Annotated in this window: 19 protein-coding genes, 2 pseudogenes and 2 other annotated features; of the genes and pseudogenes, 7 read left to right on the top strand and 14 right to left on the bottom strand. The window is 33.4% G+C overall.

The genetic code is table 11. The features are described from left to right. Positions 1–60 precede the first annotated feature (60 nt). From COE49_RS10965 to COE49_RS10955, 3 genes are all read right to left on the bottom strand, one after another. Positions 61–648: a YpjP family protein gene (locus COE49_RS10965; RefSeq protein ID WP_088230390.1), complete on the bottom strand. Its 588-nt coding sequence runs from the start codon at positions 646–648 to the stop codon at positions 61–63. 281 nt (positions 649–929) lie between these two features. Next, on the bottom strand, positions 930–2,129 hold the full coding sequence (locus COE49_RS10960; protein ID WP_098252923.1) for an ABC transporter permease: 1,200 nt from the start codon (positions 2,127–2,129) through the stop codon (positions 930–932). Continuing rightward, positions 2,122–2,832, bottom strand: coding sequence for an ABC transporter ATP-binding protein (locus COE49_RS10955; RefSeq protein ID WP_098356880.1), 711 nt, complete (start codon positions 2,830–2,832; stop codon positions 2,122–2,124). The genes COE49_RS10960 and COE49_RS10955 overlap by 8 nt, the downstream gene beginning before the upstream one ends. 153 nt (positions 2,833–2,985) lie before the next feature. Between COE49_RS10955 and COE49_RS10950 the strand changes: the two genes are divergently transcribed. Both COE49_RS10950 and COE49_RS10945 read left to right on the top strand, forming a co-directional pair. Beyond that, a complete protein-coding gene (locus COE49_RS10950) occupies positions 2,986–3,423 on the top strand; it encodes a GNAT family N-acetyltransferase (RefSeq protein WP_098945905.1) in 438 nt (145 codons plus the stop codon). A gap of 29 nt (positions 3,424–3,452) precedes the next feature. Next, complete coding sequence (locus COE49_RS10945; protein ID WP_098356881.1) at positions 3,453–3,980, top strand: HAD-IIIA family hydrolase; 528 nt, start codon at positions 3,453–3,455, stop codon at positions 3,978–3,980. 243 nt (positions 3,981–4,223) lie between these two features. Here COE49_RS10945 and COE49_RS10940 read toward each other — a convergent pair whose 3' ends face one another. The 8 genes and pseudogenes from COE49_RS10940 to COE49_RS10905 form a co-directional block, all read right to left on the bottom strand. Then, positions 4,224–4,709 carry a DUF2975 domain-containing protein gene (locus COE49_RS10940; protein ID WP_098356882.1) on the bottom strand — a complete coding sequence of 162 codons (486 nt, stop codon included), beginning with the start codon at positions 4,707–4,709 and terminating at the stop codon, positions 4,224–4,226. Between the two features lie 185 nt (positions 4,710–4,894). Continuing rightward, positions 4,895–5,335, bottom strand: a complete 441-nt coding sequence (locus COE49_RS10935; protein ID WP_088230395.1) for a GNAT family N-acetyltransferase — start codon at positions 5,333–5,335, stop codon at positions 4,895–4,897. Continuing rightward, positions 5,332–5,805, bottom strand: a pseudogene (locus tag COE49_RS10930) (SAM-dependent methyltransferase). Before COE49_RS10930 ends, COE49_RS10935 begins: the two are co-directional and overlap by 4 nt. A 95-nt stretch (positions 5,806–5,900) precedes the next feature. Beyond that, a complete protein-coding gene (locus COE49_RS10925; RefSeq protein WP_088230397.1) occupies positions 5,901–6,593 on the bottom strand; it encodes an aspartate/glutamate racemase family protein in 693 nt (230 codons plus the stop codon). 183 nt (positions 6,594–6,776) lie between these two features. Beyond that, entirely contained in the window at positions 6,777–7,979 is a 1,203-nt protein-coding gene (locus COE49_RS10920) for an iron-containing alcohol dehydrogenase (RefSeq protein WP_098882499.1), read from the bottom strand. 77 nt (positions 7,980–8,056) lie between these two features. Then, the gene (locus COE49_RS10915; protein ID WP_098356885.1) at positions 8,057–9,496 is read right to left on the bottom strand and encodes a GntP family permease; all 1,440 of its coding nucleotides are present in this window, start codon (positions 9,494–9,496) and stop codon (positions 8,057–8,059) included. A 217-nt stretch (positions 9,497–9,713) separates the two neighbouring features. Continuing rightward, positions 9,714–10,376, bottom strand: coding sequence for an HAD family hydrolase (locus tag COE49_RS10910; RefSeq protein ID WP_088230400.1), 663 nt, complete (start codon positions 10,374–10,376; stop codon positions 9,714–9,716). Positions 10,377–10,391: 15 nt separating this feature from the next. Then, positions 10,392–11,033 carry a class I SAM-dependent methyltransferase gene (locus COE49_RS10905; protein ID WP_088230401.1) on the bottom strand — a complete coding sequence of 214 codons (642 nt, stop codon included), beginning with the start codon at positions 11,031–11,033 and terminating at the stop codon, positions 10,392–10,394. A gap of 168 nt (positions 11,034–11,201) precedes the next feature. Between COE49_RS10905 and COE49_RS10900 the strand changes: the two are divergent. Together COE49_RS10900 and COE49_RS10895 are read left to right on the top strand one after the other, a co-directional pair. Further along, positions 11,202–11,438: pseudogene (locus COE49_RS10900) on the top strand (lipid II flippase family protein); the annotation flags it as partial. Between the two features lie 34 nt (positions 11,439–11,472). Continuing rightward, positions 11,473–12,048 (top strand): nucleotidyltransferase family protein, encoded by a 576-nt coding sequence (locus COE49_RS10895; protein ID WP_088230402.1) that lies wholly within the window; start codon positions 11,473–11,475, stop codon positions 12,046–12,048. 36 nt (positions 12,049–12,084) lie between these two features. On the opposite strand, the gene COE49_RS10890 is transcribed toward COE49_RS10895, so the two are convergent. Together COE49_RS10890 and COE49_RS10885 are read right to left on the bottom strand one after the other, a co-directional pair. Further along, positions 12,085–13,005: an alpha/beta fold hydrolase gene (locus tag COE49_RS10890; protein ID WP_088230403.1), complete on the bottom strand. Its 921-nt coding sequence runs from the start codon at positions 13,003–13,005 to the stop codon at positions 12,085–12,087. A gap of 35 nt (positions 13,006–13,040) precedes the next feature. Next, positions 13,041–14,381, bottom strand: coding sequence for a sodium-dependent transporter (locus COE49_RS10885; RefSeq protein WP_098252932.1), 1,341 nt, complete (start codon positions 14,379–14,381; stop codon positions 13,041–13,043). Positions 14,382–14,494: 113 nt separating this feature from the next. Beyond that, positions 14,495–14,743 (bottom strand) — a binding site (T-box leader). A gap of 303 nt (positions 14,744–15,046) precedes the next feature. Between COE49_RS10885 and COE49_RS10880 the strand changes: the two genes are divergently transcribed. Continuing rightward, the gene (locus COE49_RS10880) at positions 15,047–15,973 is read left to right on the top strand and encodes an ABC transporter permease subunit (protein WP_088230405.1); all 927 of its coding nucleotides are present in this window, start codon (positions 15,047–15,049) and stop codon (positions 15,971–15,973) included. Beyond that, the gene (locus tag COE49_RS10875) at positions 15,966–16,937 is read left to right on the top strand and encodes a peptide ABC transporter permease (RefSeq protein WP_088230406.1); all 972 of its coding nucleotides are present in this window, start codon (positions 15,966–15,968) and stop codon (positions 16,935–16,937) included. Before COE49_RS10880 ends, COE49_RS10875 begins: the two co-directional genes overlap by 8 nt. A 35-nt stretch (positions 16,938–16,972) precedes the next feature. On the opposite strand, the gene aspS is transcribed toward COE49_RS10875, so the two are convergent. Then, positions 16,973–18,271 carry an aspartate--tRNA(Asn) ligase gene (gene aspS, locus COE49_RS10870; protein ID WP_088230407.1) on the bottom strand — a complete coding sequence of 433 codons (1,299 nt, stop codon included), beginning with the start codon at positions 18,269–18,271 and terminating at the stop codon, positions 16,973–16,975. A 105-nt stretch (positions 18,272–18,376) separates the two neighbouring features. Next, positions 18,377–18,588: a binding site (T-box leader), on the bottom strand. 215 nt (positions 18,589–18,803) lie between these two features. Here aspS and COE49_RS10860 point away from each other — a divergent pair. Then, entirely contained in the window at positions 18,804–19,283 is a 480-nt protein-coding gene (locus COE49_RS10860) for a hypothetical protein (protein ID WP_088230408.1), read from the top strand.

Below are 19,283 nucleotides of genomic sequence, written 5' to 3'. Positions count from 1 at the left end.
AACATTGTTGCCTTACCCTTCTATAAGCATAAAAAAAAACAAGATTTTCTCTTGTTCTTTTTAAGAAAGCCATTTTGGCGGTACATTCGTATTCCAATAAATATTTCCTAACTCATGATGCCCATTGTATCCATCATCAAAACGATGATAATGGAAATTAAAATAATAACCATCTTGCGGTGGATGATCTCTTCTTACATGAAATCGCAGTAAGTCATTTCCTGATTTCGTATCATAAACGTGAAAAATCTTTTCATTATTCCCACCAGCTGGTCTTTGAGAAATCGCTAACGATTGTAACGATTCTTCTGGTACATCATTTGCCAATTCAGCAATTGCCTCTTCAATTTTTGGTAATATTACATCTTTAAACTCATCTTCAATTACTGGACCAATTTTAGTACCAAACTTTTGCATCGACTGCTTCTCTGCTTCTTGCATTGCATAAGTAATAAAAGTATCGGTGGTTAACCTGTCATTCGTTTCTTCATATGTATAGGACGTACTCTCCAAATTTTGTTGCCTAGCTGTGCTCGTAGGCTTGTCCGCAGCTTTGGCATTATCAAGCAATATGGAAGGAGGCGTCACTAAACCAAATGTAAGTACGGTAATTAATGCAACTAAGGTTTTTCTAAACCAATTTGGCATTTATGTTCCCTCCCCTTTCACTCATTATATTTTATATAACGGTTGTTTCTTCTATTATACAAAATGATTGTAATTTTTGCACTTTACAATTTTGTTAACGTTCACACATTTTTCACTTGAATATGAAATTGTAAGATTTCATACACTATATATAACAACAATGAGGAGGCAACCTGATGACTTTAGATGTCATGTATTCCGCCGCAAGCATACTCGTTTTAGTGTATTTTATTTATCAATGTGTTACAGACTAGAAAAAGAGCCATTTTTAGGCTCTTTTTCTATGGTAAAAATACAATCCAACCCATCAATAATATAAAAAGAATCCCGGTGATTACAGCTGGCAATAAATAAAAATAAGAAAATATAACGATTCCATATAAAAGTATTGCTGGAAGTAATAAATAACGATTCGCCTTCCATCTTAACAAAAGTAACTTCCCTTCTTCACAATATAAGTGAAGAAACATTTTTTGCGTAAACTCATTCCAATAATCACGTGCATAGCGAGAGATTGCAAATAAAGCGAATACGAGAATAATAGCTGCAATCCACCTCGGACTCATAATAATACTTACCGTGCTTATACATACAATTTGAACATAAAACATTCGTGTACTACTTGTACGGAAAAATTCTTTCAAAAAAGATTCAACAATACGAGAATCGGCTTTCTTTCCTAAAAACCTTTTAGAACGTGGAAACATCCACGGTTTTTTATTCGAACTACTCGGCTTAGCAGCATGACCACCAACTTGCATAATCCCGCTCGTCCAGCGCATACTTTCTTCTTTTTCTTTTTCGACTTCTTTATAAAAGTGATTTTTATAATTCATCTTCTCTTTTACTAATACAATAATTAAAGAAATTGCTAGACTGATACATAGAATTGAATAAAATGGATTTTTATAAATAAAAAATAAACTAACTCCCAAAAAGGATACGCTTATAGAAAATATTACATTTTTTACAATCCATAAAACCCATCGTTTCCCAACACGTACATGAATAAATCTCGTCAACAACGACAACAAAAATCGAAATACAGTAAAGAATACCCAAAATAATACGATTTGTATCTCTGTTACTTTGATGCCTTTTATCAACACTGGTAACATAATAACGACTACTATTACATTCGTTATCGCTATTCGAACAAATGTGTAAATCATGCCATACTGAACTAATTTTTGCATATGAGCTGGATACGAAATTAAAAATAAACTATCTGCTTGTTCAAAAAATGAGCGAACTCCTCTCGAATATGTTACAAGATAAAATATGAGTAACCCTAATCCGAAGTATATCGTCTCTTCCATCGATAATTCATGTATCCATAGTGACCGATAATAGATTCCCATAAATATAAATGCTGGAATAATAATATATAAGGCAACTGTCCAATCTGTTACCGAACGTATAGACTTCCATTTCCGCTCAAGTTCATGGCACAATCTTTTATAAAACTGTTGTTTAATCATGTTGTTCACGCCTTACAATTGCATCAAAGCAGTCTAATAATGGACTCTCCGGCATTTCAGCTAATGTTTGAATCGAATGTAAATTTCCATCTGCTATTAACGTTCCTTGCGAAATAAGCAAAAATCTCTCACAAATTCTTTCAGCGGTATCTAATACGTGCGTACAGAGTAAAATCCCTGCCCCGCGTTCTTTCTCTTTATATAGATAACTTAAAAATTCTTTTGTAGCTACTGGATCTAAGCCGATAAAAGGTTCGTCAATTATATAAAAATCTGGTTCCGTTAAAAACGCCAATATGAGCATTGATTTTTGTTTCATACCTTTTGAAAACTTTGATAAATACTCATGCTTATGCTTATCCATTCGAAATGTATGTAATAATTGCTCCGCCCGTTCTTCCCAGCTTCCAATTTCACTTCTACGAGCTGCCATTAATAATTCAATATGCTCCCAAAGCGTCAAATAATCATAATATGTTGGATGTTCTGGTACGTATGCATAAGAATTTTTCTTTTTGCCAAATGATATTTCACCATTCATATTTACAAGTAATCCGAGCATCGTTTTAATCGTCGTACTTTTCCCGGCACCATTTGCGCCAATAAGAGCAACTAACTCACCCTTTTCGATGGAAAAAGCAATATCATGAATTGTTTTTTCGCCTACTTCATATCCAGCAGAGCGGATATTTACTTTTAACATACATTCCCCTTCTTTCCATTTTCAATACAATCAAGGAAAAGAATAACATACAACCATCTATATATCACTATAAAATATTTATTTTCCTAGCAGGAAAAAACGTTTTTTAACAGAATATTAAATGTTTGATTACATTTTATCGGAGTGGATAGTATGTCTTTTCAAATTCGTGAAGCGACGATAGACGATCTTGATGCACTTTGCTCTTTAACGAAAGAATTAAAAGGTTCCTCTATTTCCTATGAAGATATGAATAACCGATTGCAATTCGTACAAATGAGTCCTTTTGATTTTTTATATGTTTACGAGGAAGAAGAAACTATATTTGGATTACTTGGGTTTCGTATACGTGAAAATTTAGAAGATGTAACTCGGTATGGAGAAATTTCAATTATTAGCGTTGATTCAACAATAAGGCGTAAAGGCATTGGACAAGTGTTAATGGATTATGCAGAGCAAGAGCAATTAGCAAAGAAGCATAATTGCATTGGCACATGGCTAGTTAGTGGAACAAAAAGGGTAGAAGCTCATCCTTTTTACAAAAAATTAGGATATGAAGTAAATGGATATCGATTTGTAAAACATTTTTAAACTACTTATAAATTGAAAGGACTATAACTATGACAAACATTAAAGCAATTTTCATTGATCGTGACGGTACAATTGGCGGCGACACTACAATACATTACCCAGGCTCTTTTACATTATTTCCTTTTACAAAAGCAGCCTTAAAAAAACTAAAAGCTCAAAATATAAAGCTTTTCTCTTTCACAAATCAACCGGGTATCGCAGATGGAATAGCGACTGTAACTGACTTTGTACAAGAATTAGAAAGTTTCGGTTTTGATGATATTTACCTATGTCCCCACAAACACAGTGATGGTTGTGAGTGCCGTAAACCAAGTACAGGTATGCTTCTTAAAGCAGCGGAAAAACATGGACTAGATTTAACGCAATGCGCTGTAGTTGGTGATCGATGGACTGATATTGTTGCAGGAGCAGAAGTAAACGCGACAACGATTTTAGTACGAACGGGCGCTGGATATGATGCTTTACATACGTACCGAGACAAGTGGGCACATATTGAGCCGAACTACATTGCAGAAAACTTTGAAGATGCAACAAACTGGATATTAAATCAACTGTAAAACAATTTAAAAGAGACGTTTCACTCTGTAAAATAAAAAAATAGCAATATAAATCCTCTCTTACAAAAACAAGAGAGGATTTATATTGCAGGTTTTGATTCACACGCCACAATGTAAAACATTGTTTACGTTGCTTTTTGAGAAACAAACATTACAAATCACATCATATTTTTATCACTACTATCAATACAATTCTCTGAACAAATAACATCGATATTAACAATACTTGTCATACCTTCCATCTCAGACTGTCAAATCATTTTCTGATTTTATATTAATCGCTTCTTGTAGAAGCCGTTCGAGGATAGCAGCAAACACAGCGATAACGAGCGCAGCAAAAATGATGATGAGCGCCATTAATCCAATTGGAGGATCAACTTTCTTCGCTATAAAACGAAAGAGTGGCATAGCTAATATATACAAACCACTGATTGCAATCGCGCAACACTTTATGTTCTTTAACGCCTTTACAGATAATTTTGAGAACGCTGTGTTCTTGTCTATATATTGCAAAAGATTAAAAGCCTGGTGGAGAGCAATGTAAAAAGGTAAAGCCGCTCCATACATGACAATGAAAACCAAATATTTCATCAAGATAATATTTGGATACAACTCAGCCGCGAAATTCGCTATTTTGGGCACTAAAAATATACATAATGCAAGCACTGCAATTCCAGCCAGAAAAAGAATTACTTTTAAGAAAGTAGTTGAACCTCGTTTCACATTCATTTACAATACCTCACTTATTTAATGACAATATGATTTTATCACATGTTTTATCGTTTAACAATAAATTATTGTTGTTTTTTATCATAATATTATTGTTTTCACCATGTTTTTTGACAAAAATAAAAAGAATTTCTCATTACAAAGAAATTCTTTTACTTTAAAATGTCTCTTTAATTTTATATATTTTAAAACGTTAATTCATAATGGAAATAACGATTATCTCTTAAATAACCATTTTCAGCGTATAATCGCTGCGCTGATAAATTATCAATCTCTGTTTGTAATTTTACACCTTTTGCGCCATTTTCTAATGCGAATGTTTTAGCAGCCTCTAATAATTTTTTACCTGTTCCGGCTCCGCGCTTCGCCTTTTGTACAAACAGATCATTTAAAATCCATAACTCTTTCATCGAAATGGAAGAAAATGATGGATATAATTGCGTGAATCCAATATATTCACCATCTTCAACTGCTACGAAAATAACGGATTCTTTTTTCTCAATGCGATTTCGTAAAAATACTTTTGCGCCTTCTATATCTGAATCTTGTTTATAAAACATGCGATAGTTATTAAAAACTGATGCTAGTCCATCTAAATCTGCAATTGTTGCCTCATATATTCTCATTTTACTCCATTCCCCTTCCAATACTGTCTCATTATATCTGTTGCCCATGTAGGCTGTTGTATGTCCTCTTTCGGCATAAACTCTTTCATTATTGGCTTTATATCCAATATAGGGGTACCATCAATAGCATCTAATCCCTCAACAATAATTGATTTACCTTCTCTTTTTATTACTTTTACAATTGTCACACCTATACGATTCGGACGATTTTTCCCGCGCTGTGCAAAAATACCTACTTTAGGATAATCATTATTATTTCTAGGATATCTAGCTACATATTGAATTTGTTCAGCAGTTACTTTATGAAAATAAAAAACAATTTCAATATGAGAAAATTCTTCAATTCCTTGTATACTTTCTTCTGTATACATATCAGTTTAAGTAATGCAGGACCTAACTTCTCCCCACTCATCATCTTTTATTTCCTTTCTTTCATTATGTACAAATGCGATTGGTTGAACTGAAAACATACGCATTCCCCCTCAAATGTAACCACTTACATTATAAAATATTTTCTGAATGTTTTCCAGATAGATGCACTAAGTTTACATAATATAATTATAATCTATCTTTCTAAGGAGACATTTACAGCTTCTATTGCATGTATATGAGTAGTATCAAATACTGGGACTGGTACGTCTTCTTGCTTTATTAATAACCCTATTTCTGTACAACCTAATATGATTCCCTGTGCTCCTTTTTCCACTAACTCTTCTATGACTTTTTTATAACATTCTCTAGATTGAGATACTATTTTTCCTAAACATAATTCTGTATATATTACTTCGCTTACTTTTTCTCTATTTTTTTCTGATGGAACTATTACTTTTATATCATTCTCTTCTATTCTTGACTTATAGAAATCTTGCTCCATTGTATATGTCGTTCCAAGTAGCCCAACCGTTTGAATACCTTTTCTTTTAATTTCTTTTGCAGTTGCATCAGCAATATGCAAGACTGGAATATTAATATTTACCTTTATTTTGTCAACTACCTTGTGCATTGTATTTGTGCAAATGATTATAAAGTCTGCTCCTCCTATTTGCAGTGAATATGCCGCATTCCCTAATACTTCTCCTGCGCCATCCCAATCTCCGTTAGACTGGAATCGTTCAATCTCTTCAAAGTCAACGCTATTAATCATACATTTTGCTGAATGTAATCCTCCTAATCTCTCTTTTATTTCTTCATTAATAATTCGATAATATTCAGAAGTTGATTCCCAACTCATACCACCTATAAGACCTATCGTTTTCATATAAACACCTACCTAAACTATTTTTAGAAAACTAATACCAACATTTTATTATGTATATTATACATAATAAAACAAGACTTTAAGTTTATAATATAAAGTCTTGTTTTAACTAATTTAAGATGTCAATAATGAAAATTAATTCTATATTCATTTCCAAGGAAATTTTTATAGAATATTCAGAAATTAACATTCCGATGTTTTTATAGAATCTTCATATTGATAATTAAAGCATTCTCGATACAACTGTTTAATTTCATCATAAGTAGGAACTCGCGGATTATTACCTGGGCTACCACTTACAATTGCATCTTTCGCCATTTTAGAAATAGCATTTTCAAATTCAACTTCATTAATTCCGTATTCTTTTAAATTTGGAATACGAAGATTAAAACAAAGTTCCTTTATTTCAGCAAGCGTGTAATTCGCTACTTCTTCATCAGAATTTGAGTACAAATCTTTGTTTAAACTGCGTCCAATTTCTGCTAACCTTTTCACTGCACTTGTTTTTGTAAACTCTAAAACTGTAGGTAATAGTATGGCATTCGATATACCATGTGGTACATGAAATAATGCCCCCACAGGCCGAGACATTCCATGAACTAATGTAACGGATGCATTGGAAAATGCGATTCCAGCTTGTAATGAGGCAATCATCATTGCTTCTCTTGCTTCCATATTATCTCCATCTTCATATGCAATACGTAAATATTTCATGATACTTTCAATAGCTGAAAGAGCAAGTACATCTGTAAGTGGCTGTGAAACTTTAGAAATATATGCTTCTATTGCATGGCACAATGCATCTATCCCTGTTGCTGCCGTAATGTGGGGTGGTACCGAACATGTTAAAATAGGGTCAATAATTGCTACTTGTGGTATAAAACTAGGATGCTTCATCATCATTTTTACATCTGTTTTTTTATTCGTAATTACTGCTACACTTGTTACTTCTGATCCAGTACCAGAAGTTGTTGGAATTGCAATAAGTGGTAGTGGATCATTTTCTATTTCGATATCCTTTTGAACGTAATATTCAATTTCTCCACCATTAGTAAATAACACTGCTACCGCTTTCGCAGCATCAATACAACTTCCACCACCAATACCGATAATAAAATCACACTTTCCTTCTTTACAAATAGTTAACGCTTCTAACACGTGTATATTTGTAGGCTCAGCATTCACTTTATTATATGTAATAACAGTTATACCTTTCTTCGTTAGTTGTTTTATACACCTTTCCACATAGCCTAATTTCTCCATAATTGTATCAGTAACTATAAAAGCTCTTTTCCCTAACTTTTTTGATTGTTCTCCCAGTTTTTCAAGCGAATTTCTTCCATATAATACAGACTTCGGCATACGAAACTCAGCAACTTCTTGCAAGTATTCCACCCCTTCTTACCCTAATTAATATTTTATGAAATAAAATATAGATTTGATGAATCTTTATTATTCAATTTTTAATAGATTCCTGTTAAAGTATAGAACGCGATAACTGCAAATACAGCAACCGTTTTCAAAATTGTAATAGCAAATATGTCTTTATATGATTGTTTATGTGTTAATCCTGTTACTGTTAGAATAGTAATAATTGCACCGTTATGCGGCAATGTATCCATACCTCCTGATGCCATTGATACGATACGGTGCATAACTTCTAATGGAATATCAAATTGATTGGCTGCTGCAATAAATTTATCCCCCATAGCACTTAAAACAATTCCCATTCCTCCTGATGCAGAGCCTGTAATACCTGCTAATATATTTGTCGTTACCGCTCCATTCACTAAAGGATTCGTGAACGTTGCAGAAATACTGTCTCTCATTATCGCAAAACCAGGAAGTGCTGCAATCACACCGCCAAATCCAAATTCAGCCCCTGTATTCATTGTCGCAAGTAGTGCTCCCCCAATACTTGTATTTAATCCAGCTTGAAAACCTGTTACTACTCGTTTCCAATATAATAAAAGTGTTGAAACAATCCCAATAATAAGTGCCAACTCTACTGACCAAATTCCCACTACTGCACTTAATTCTACTTTTCCAAATGCTTTCATACCAATAGCAGAAAAATCAAAACCGTCCGGATACCACTTCGGTATCATGATTGTGAAAACTTTATTCATTACACCTACTAAAATAAGTGGTACAAATGCAATCACTTGCTGTACTCTTGTAATCTCAATACTGCTCATTAATGGCATAGCTTTTTGCTCTAATTGCAAAGATGCAGCCATTTCATTATTCCCATCATTAAATCCGAAATACCCTTCTCCTGCTGCCTTAGCCTTTTTACGTCTACTCTCTAAATATAGTAAACCTAACGTTAAAACAAAGATTGCTCCTAAAATACCTAGTATCGGTGCTGCATAAATATCAGTTTTAAAAAAAGTTGTAGGTATTACATTTTGAATTTGTGGTGATCCAGGAAGTGCATCCATTGTAAACGTCGCTGCTCCGAGAACAATCGTTCCAGGAATTAAACGCTTTGGAATATCCGCTTGTCGAAACAACTTAGCCGCAAACGGGAATATAGCGAATACCACTACATACACACTAACACCGCTATACGTTAAAATCGCTCCCATTAATACAATTGCTAAAATTGTACGTTTTTCCCCAACTAACTCTACAATTGTCTTTGCGATTGAATCAGCAATTCCTGACATTTCTACTACTTTCCCAAATATTGCTCCAAGTAAAAACACAGGGAAATATAGCTTAATAAACCCTACCATTTTCTCCATAAAAATATTAGAAAAGAAAGGTAATACAAAACTAGGTTCTGTCAAAAATACCGCAAACAATGCAAAAATCGGTGCAAATAAAATAACAGAAAACCCTTTATATGCTACAAACATAAGTAAACTAAGTGCTAATAAAATAATAACTAGCTCCAATTATACCCCTCCTTTAAACTGAAAATTCAATCTTTTAACAACAAACTTCTACAATCATGTCAAACTCTATTCTATCCAGACAAACCTCCTCTATTTATTACAAATTTTTCATGCTAAATATGTCTAATTATACATATTCGATTACATATGAAAAATCCCTTTAAACAATAACGACTTCATCATCATATGTTAAAGGGATTACTAGTATCTATATTTATTATTTTATCAAACTTGTTTCTACACAAAAATGATGCAGTTCTTCAATATCCTTCACTATATGAGTCGCTTTAACTTCAGTCAATTCAGTTTCACTACCATACCCATATAACACACCGATTGAAGCAATTCCATTATGATTCGCACCAATTATATCGTGCTTTCTATCACCAATCATGACCATTTCTTCTTTTTTAAGCCCTTCATTTGTTTGTAAAATATGAGCAATGATTTCTTCTTTTTTTATTCTTGTACCATCTAAATTACTCCCAACAATATCTTCAAAATAACCCGTCAACTGGAAATGATCTAGTACTTGTTTCGCAAATATAGTAGGCTTTGACGTTGCTACAAATAAATGATTGCCTCCATCTTTTAATTCTTGCAAAAGATTAGTAATACCATCATATACTTTATTTTCTAATAAGCCACTTTGTTTTAAATATTCACGAAAATAATAGACAGCTTTCTCAACTTCTATTTCACTCATATTATATCTATTTGCAAACGATTGTTGAATTGGCGGGCCGATAAATGCATCTAGCTCGCTTATATTTCCTTCTTCTATCCCCATTTTCTCTAACGCATATAGAACAGAATTTATAATCCCTTCTTTCGGATCAGTTAATGTTCCATCTAAATCAAAAAGAAATGTTGTATACATATTGAATTCCTCCAGTTACTTTACTTTATATGTAACCCACCAAAAACACTCACCTATATGAAAAGTTAAATCTAATGCAAATGGTTCAAAAATAGAGCGCAACTCTTCTTTCGTATAATAGTTTTTAATAATCTCATGTCTCTCGCCATTCGAGAGTGTGCGAATTTTATATGTATTTACATCTCCATCTTTACGAATAAGCTCTCCACCAATTCCTTCATTGAACATATTATCTGCGAAACATACAGTTGATCCCTGTTGCAATACTCGGTGGAACTGTTTTAAAAAACTAATAATCTCTTCTTTTTTTATATGTGAAAACCAAAAGTTTGCATATCCCCCTTGAAAGATATCTTTCATTTGTTCTAGTTTAAAAGCATCACCTTTCTGAAAGGTAACCTTTTCCTTAGAAAGCTCTTTTCCCTTCGCTATCGCTAGTACTTCCTCAGAATAATCGATCGCTGTTATATGTGTAGCTACACCTGCTACATACTTCGTCCAATATCCTGTTCCGCAAGCCACTTCAAGAACTTTTCTTCTATTACATATTTCTTTTAATTTCTGTTCAAGCATCTTTTGTTCCGCCTGCCTTACTGGATCTTCCCGATTGTACACCGCTTCATATTCACTCGCTCGATTACCATAATATGTATACATAAAAAAACTCCCCCTCTATTAAACAAATCACACCATTTCCATAATATCATTTTTATTCTTTTCAGAAAATTACTTTTTCACCCTCTCATACTTTCAGTTACAAAACACAAAAGATATGATAAAGTAAAAAAGTTACAATTATTTTAATAGAAACTGGTGAAATACATGTCAAGCACAGCTTCTGTCCTTGTAAATGGTTTTGCTACTATTTTATTAACAGTTTTACTTGATCCACGCATCGCCCTTTTAACAGAACGGGCTCTTCAATCAGAAGAAGGTGCTGAAGTAATGAGTAAAATGTATGGTTGGCTAATGATTTCTAGACTTCTCGGCACGTTATTAGCAAAACTATTATTTGTACCAGGTGCTTACTGGATTTTGTGGATTATTGAACTAATGCATTAATTCGCTAACTCTATAAACAGAGGGGAATTTATCAATGACTATAAAAACCGAGCAAGATATTATTCAAATGATACAAAATGAAGAGTGGATGATGAATGTATTACAAATGGCAAAATCACTAGAGCTACCTGATTGGTGGATTTGCGCCGGGTTTGTCCGTTCTAAAATTTGGGATACTTTACATAACTACGAAGTAAGAACAACTACACCAGACGTGGATGTCATTTATTTTGATTCTTTTCATAAAGATGAGGCATACGAACAATTACTAGAAAAGAAGCTGATAAATTTGGATGCTTCTATACCTTGGTCAGTAAAAAATCAAGCTCGTATGCATGTAGTGAATAATATGCCACCGTATTCTTCTTCTGTTGATGCTATTTCTAAATTCCCTGAAACAGCAACTGCTTTAGGCGTGACACTTGATGAACAAAACAATATTATATTAACGTCTCCATGCGGAACAGAAGATGTACTTTCATTACAAGTAAAGCCTACAGCTCATTTCCTTGAAACGAAAGAACGAATACATATGTACAATAAAAGAGTTATGAAAAAGAATTGGCATAGCAAATGGCCTAACATAACTATCACTTATCCAGAAATGTAGAAAGGGTGCTTCTCATTTGTAGAAGCACCCTTTTCTTCATTTCAAAAAATGAATGACTGTTTCAGCAAATCGATCTGCTTCCTCATAATGAGGTGTATGACCACTCTCTTCAAACATAATATACGTACCGTTTCGAGCATCTTTATTAAATGTGTCAATTTGTTTTTCACACGTTACTACATCATGTTTTCCTACAATTAATAACATCGGACTCTCTACATCTTTTATTTTAGATAATAATGACGTATAATATGCTCCTTCTGACTTTAATCTATCGAAATGGATTTTGGAACGATTTGAAAATACTTCCCACTCTTCATCACTATATAAACTATAATCTGTTTCATCTTCTTTATAATTGTAAATCTCCATTCTTTTTTCTTCTAATTCAGCGCTTAAACTTATATAAGCTTCGAGTAACTCTCCTGAACTAGCATTTGCATTACTAGATGAATAAGCAAAACAGTCTTCTGCCGCTAATTCTTTTCCATATTTCTTTAATAAAGTTCCTGTCTTTTGTAGTAAAGCTCTACTTGTTAATGCAAAATCGAAAGTTGGCCCTTCAAATATGATTTTCTCTATTGAATTTGGATACGTCTCTGCATATAACAATGCTAAATATCCACCGAAAGAGTGCCCGATTACAGACCATTTTTCAACCTGTAATACTTTCCTTAATTCCTCACAATCTTCAACTAAATCGCTTAATCCAAAAGATTCTGCTTCGGTAATTACTTCTGAACGGCAAACCCCTCGTTGATCCAACATAATTACATGTAAGGAATCTTTTAATCGCTCCGCTTGATGAAATGAAAAATCATAACAACTTTCACCTGGACCTCCATGCAAATACAATACTGACTTATTTTTAGAGTTTCCATACGTTTCAACGTATAGCTTTTCACCTCTAATGTTCATGTATTTCCCCGCTTCAGTCAAATTCGCCTTTATAATCATCACCTTCTTTTCACTGAATATTATAACATTTAAACTTAAATAATCCCTATTACATTTAAAAAGACGATGATGATTGCAAGTGGTGCTACAAATCGAAGTAAAAACGCCCAACAAGTGAATACTTTTTTTCCGTAATTTCCACCTACAAAAAATTCTGCTTCTAACACTTTCTTTTCCATTTTGAAGGATACGAAAATACTAATAAATAGTGCTCCGAGTGGCATTAATATATTACTAGATAAGAAGTCTACTGCATCAAAAATATTCTTTCCGAAAATCGTAATATCACTCCATACACCAAATGAAAGCGCTGATGGAATACCGACTAGAAAAATACAAAAACCGATAACCCAAGATAGTTTATTTCTTCTTTCTTGCTTCCCATTCGCCATTGCTGAAACAACTGTTTCAAGTAAAGAGAAAGCTGATGTTAATGTGGCAAATGTAAATAGTGCAAGAAATACTGTTAAGAACAATCCGCCAAATGGAATTTGACTAAATACTGATGGTAGTACAATAAATAGAAGTCCAGGTCCTTCTGTCGGCTCCATGCCTAATGAGAATACTGCTGGAAAAATAGCAAGACCGGCAAATAAAGAAACAAATAAATTCAATCCAATAATTGTAACTGCTGATTTTGGTAAACTTTCTTTTTTATTTAAATAGGAACTATACGTAACCATAATTGAAATCCCTATACTAATCGCGAAGAATGATTGGCCCATTGCGAACAAAATATTTTCTGAAGTAATCTTTGAAAAATCCGGTTGTAAGAAAAATTTTACACCTTCTATTGCGTCATCAAGTGTCAACGAACGAATGATAAGAGCGACAAATAAAACGAACAATGCTGGCAACATATATTTACTTGCTTTTTCAATCCCATTTTGTACCCCTTTTGATACAACCCATATTGTAATAAACATAAATGCAAAATGACCGATAATGGCCCAAGTGGGATTTCCAATTGTCTCTGTAAATAATGTACTATAATTTTGTCCTGGAGTAATAAGCTGCCCTGTTACTCCCCTGAACAAATAAATTAATACCCATCCACCTACAACACTATAAAACGAAAGTAATATAAAACATGTTCCAACCCCAAGCCGTCCAATCCAATGCCATCCTGTATTTGGCGCGATACTTTTAAATGCTCCAACTGCTTGTTTCTGTGTACTGCGTCCAATCATAAATTCAGCTATTAGTAATGGCAGTCCAATTAATACAGTAAATAATATAAAGATTAAAAAGAATGCTCCTCCCCCGCTTTTCCCAGCGATATAAGGAAACTTCCATATCGCACCTAATCCAATTGCTGATCCTGCCGCAGCCATTATAAAACCTAATTTCGAAGTCCATTGCTCCGTCTGTTTCATCTTATTTTCCTCCTAATAAATCTTTTTATATAGATAATTAAATTTTATAAAATTATCCAAATAAACCCTCCATTTCTTTTTCCATAAAATAAAAAATGGCCCAGCATCTCTTTTAAAGAGACGCTAAGCCATTTACTTAACGCGGTACCACCCTTATTGATTCCATTATGAATCCACCTTAGTAGTAATCGTTTGATTACAAACCTAATATCGAAGGTTAACCGTTAAGATTTACTAAGAATGTAATTCCGTTCCACCTTACTGCTCCTAGGCGAGTTCAGGATGTCATTTGACTATGTCACACCAACCCATAGCTCTCTGTACAAATACATGACCTTACTACTCCTATTCAACACGTTTTAATATTTAGAATATATTTTCTTTTGAAATTAATATGAAGTATATCGGTTATATGTATAACTGTCAAGGTATATATTAATTTTTTTGTCGAAAAGGATTTTTATATAGATTTATAGAAAATATTTACAATAAAGTGAAACTTTATGCAGTGGGGGGGGCCATCCCCCACTGATTATTAGTTTAACCAATCGGGCTTTTACGGGCAGCCCGACCCCCACCTAACTTCTTCGCTTTTGCTGAATTTTGAGGTGGGGGTCTTATTGTCCACAAATAGCGGGATAAAAATAAAAGGAGCTTAAAACGTTATGTCACTATTAAAAAATGGTTGTTTTTTTGTTATCCGCTCATTTTTCATCATTCTTGGTATTATTGCGATTTGTTCCTTACCACAATTGTTTTTCGGTGCACCTCCAAATTCAGCAAAATCGCTAGCAATTCCGCCTACACCAACTTTACAATTTAATTTTAGTAACTATTTAGATTCGATATCAAATGTAATTTCTTCTTTGTTTCACCCTACAAGTATTACTTATAAAATTAACAATGCTGGCACTCAGTCGCCGGACCGTGATCTTTTTCCATACTTACTAGAATCATATACGCATACATTAACGATTATGATTTGCGCCTTCCTTATCGCCGTACTTCTTTCTACTACTTTTACTATACTTACATTTTACTTCTCTAAACGCATTCAATTTCTTATTCTTAAAACTTTACACGTACTAGAATCATTGCCAGACTTGTTTTTTGTCGTTTGCGTACAGCTATTTGTCATTTGGATTTATAAAAATACGAATTTACTCGTTACGGTTCCCTTTTCTACTTTGCAAGAAAAAACATATTTATTACCAATATTAACACTGAGTATTTTACCGACTATTTATTTATACAAAATTTCCCTTTTAAATTATAATGATGAGCTACAAAAGGATTATATAAACGTTGCGGTCGCAAAAGGATTAAAGCCATTTTACATTTTATATAAACACGTACTCATTAACGCATTACTCTCCATCTTTTATAATGCAAAATCTATTTTTTTATTTATGATTTCCAATATGATCGTACTGGAGTATTTATTTAATTCCTACGGCTTATTTAAATTTTTAATTACGCACCAAACACCGGAAATTATTACTGTAAGTATATTAATTTTAACAATTCCATTCTATCTCTCCTTTGAACTATTAAAACGCATTTTACCAGGAAGTAGGGATTTACATGCTTAAAAAGATAGTTTTTAACATACGATTTTTAATCGGACTCTTGATTTTAGTATCCATTATTATTTCAAGTTATATTACAAAAGAGAAAGTAGACACAGGAAAAATCAAACCTATCCCTGAATATCAATACATCGAAGGTAAAATAACTCGTACAGCCCCAGCACCGCCATCTTTTGCTCATCCTTTTGGGGTAGATATGCACGGAAATGATGTGTTAATTCGGACTCTTTACAATGCAAAAACACCCATTTTTTATGCAATAATTATTAGCTTTTTCCGTATAACCTTTTCACTTATATTTGGTGTTCTTCATGCATATTTTTATCGATACGTACGCTTTTTAGATGTTCTATTTGAAACATTCCAATACGTCCCTAGCACCTTATTAGCGATATTTTTACTATCACCTGTAATGTTCGTATCTCCAGAAGATGAACACCTTTGGCTTACTTATACGATTTCGGTTTTAATTTTTATTAGTGTACCTAATTTATTACAACTTTTCAGCAATGAAATTCGTTTATTACTACAAAATGAATTTGTGACAAGTTCTAAAACATTAGGTGGTGGTTTTTTTCACATTTGTAAATTACATCTTAAACCCTTTCTTACACCAAAAATTTTCATTTGGATAAATCAACAAATGCTGCAAACTTTAGTATTATTATTGCATTTAGCACTGTTTCAATCCATTTCATTTAACATTGCGGGTACACTTGTTTTACTTGGTCATAATCACCAGTTTTTAAATGTTTTACCTTGGGTAGCGTTCGGCCCCGTTTTATTTTTCACTATCGTTATTTTAGCTGTATACATGATGTTATCTGGAATGCAAAATGCACTAAAAAGTGATATAGATCAAATTGATAACTCACTTTTATTAAGTGTATTAGCGAAAGAAAAGAGAGAAAAAAAGAGTCTATATTTCTCCCTTTTTAAACCGAATGTAAAAATAAAAGAACATTAAAAAAAGAATCTTCGCGATAATCGCGAAGATTCTTTTTACGGTATAAGGCGAGTACAATCTCTCGGAAAAGCACTCGCTTCTCTCACATTCGATAATTGTAAAAACTTATACACAACTCGTTCTAATCCAATTCCAAAACCACCATGCGGCGGACATCCGTAGCGGAATGTATCTACATACGATCGGAATTTCTCTGGATGTAATCCTTTTTCTTTAAAAGAAGTGAGTAACATATTATACTCATGAATTCGCTGTGCGCCTGACGTTATTTCTAATCCTTTATATAGTAAGTCAAAAGAATCCGTTATAGCTGAATTCTCCTTATTTGGCATCGTATACATCGGCCTAGCTTCTTTCGGATAATGTGTAATGAAAACAAATTCACTACTATATGTTTCCTTTACATATTTCCCTAACAACTTTTCCCCTTCTGTATCTAAATCCCCAATTGGCGATTCTTTCCGGTACTTATTCTTCAAAATGTCTTGCGCTTCTAACAATGTGATTTTAGGAATTTCAGTAATTACGGGTACTGCTACTTGTAGTAGTTCCAATTCTGCTTCACATTTTTCTCCTACTTGTTGAAACATATATCGTAAAACATCTGTTTCCAATTGCATCACTTCATAAAAATCACGAATAAACCCTAATTCTACGTCTAACGATATATATTCATTTAAATGCCGTGAAGAGTTATGATGTTCAGCGCGGTACACTGGAGCAATTTCAAAAACACGTTCTAATCCTCCCGCTACCATCATTTGTTTATAGAACTGTGGTGATTGGGCTAAATACGCTTCTTTTTGGAAATATGGAAGTTTAAAAACATTCGCTCCGCCCTCTGCTCCTTGCGAAACAATTTTCGGCGTAAATATACGTGTGAAATCGTTCTCCGTTAAATATTCACTAAAGCTTTGAGCGAGTGTAGCTTTCACTTTAAAAATCGCCGCGGTTCGCTCATGTCTTAATGATATTACCCGCTCATTCAATATTTGATCTAAACCAACTTGTAACTTCTTTTTGTTTATTTCAAATGGAAGTGGTTCCGCATTATTTAATATTTTCACTTCATGCGCAAGCACCTCAACACCTAATTCTGTTTTCGATGTCTCCACAATCTTTCCAATTACTTGAACAACACTTTCAACATCAATTTTATATCCCGCTAACTCGTTTTCTAATACACATTGTATAACTCCTGACCTGTCCCTCAATAATAAAAAACTAACATTACCTAAATGCCGAACTTTTTTTACCCATCCTTGTAGTAATACAGTCTTTCCGGTATGCCCCGTACATTCTCGTGTGAGTGAACGCTTCATTATTTGACCCATTACATTTCCCTCCAGTAATTTTATTTTTATTTACGTTATTGTTATCATCGTCATCATCCACGGTCACTCACCTCCTTTCAAAGAATACAAAAATCCGCCCCTATAAATAGGGACGGATTTTTCCGCGGTACCACCCAAATTGTCATACTGACCATCTTAGTCCTGATAACGGTAGGTACCGTTTGCTTTTACTAATTATCACGTTCAAAGCAACACTCACAGGTGTCTTTCCATCATGCAGTATCGCAACCTTCCCAGCAATCGGCTGCTCTCTGTAGACCTTTGCATCATGTACTTTTCCTGATCATCACTTTTTATATTTACAGAGTATTCTAACTCTTATTTTTGTAAAGTGCAAGCCTTTTTATTAAATTCTCTTCCTCTATAGTTTTTTAGTAATTTTTTTTTACGTTTTATTATTATTTACCCATTTAGATTTGCATTAGTCTTTTCAATAACACCTTCCATTTTATTACATAAACTCTACATTTTCCACACATATTAATATCAAAATTGTAACGGAGGTATACATATGAAAAAAGCAATTAGTTTCTTTCTCTTGTTGTTATGCTTAATTGTAGTGAATGAAACATACGCCTATTCACCAAACTCTTTACCAATCTCTCAAAATTCTGATCAATGGCGAGTGAATATTGCTGAACCGAAAAAAATAAGCAAGAATATGCTTCAAGCTAAAAAAGATGAATTTCAAACATATCAATTTTCAGTAACGAATGTTGGAGAAAACGAAGTATATAACGTACAAGTTGAAGTCTTCCGTAATGAACCAAATATGAAAACAAAATACGAACTCTTTTCCCTAGAAGAAAGTCGACTAGCAAGCGGAAAAACTGGATTCAGACATGCTAACTTCCCTGTTGCTACAAAATCAAATGAAGTGGACGTGATCATTACGTGGCAAGAACATCCTTTCCGCTCGATGAGAAACGGTCAAAAAGTTGAGTCTAGAAAATTTAAAGAGCATTTTGTTTTTAAAGATACAAAAAAGTAA

It is taken from the genome of Bacillus sp. AFS029637 (genome assembly GCF_002584985.1).
GTDB lineage: Bacteria > Bacillota > Bacilli > Bacillales > Bacillaceae_G > Bacillus_A.
This window is presented reverse-complemented; position numbering and strand designations above follow the sequence as displayed.